This window comes from Citrobacter sp. TBCS-14, from assembly GCF_005280805.1.
GTDB lineage: Bacteria > Pseudomonadota > Gammaproteobacteria > Enterobacterales > Enterobacteriaceae > Citrobacter > Citrobacter gillenii.
The window spans coordinates 1-269 of sequence record NZ_SZWM01001228.1 but is presented as its reverse complement, the minus strand read 5'-3'; the positions used below and the strand labels follow the sequence as shown (position 1 = coordinate 269).

At 37.2% G+C, this 269-nt stretch carries 1 pseudogene; it reads left to right on the top strand.

The annotated features are described in order from the left end of the window. Positions 1 to 269, top strand: a pseudogene (gene wcaM / locus FDX22_RS32230) (colanic acid biosynthesis protein WcaM); the annotation flags it as partial.

The window sequence follows — 269 nt, the reverse complement described above, 5'->3', positions numbered from 1 at the left end:
GTCCATGTCGAGAACGGCAAACATTTTATCATTCGTAATATTACCGCGCGAAATATCACCCCGAATTTCAGCAAGAAAGCGGGTATCGACAATGCTACAGTCGCTATTTATGGATGTGATAATTTCGTTATCGATAATATCAATATGAAAAATAGCGCAGGGATGTTGATTGGGTACGGTGTGATCAAAGGACGATATTTGTCCATCCCACAAAACTTTAAGTTAAATAATATTCAACTGGATAACACACATCTCGATTATAAATTACG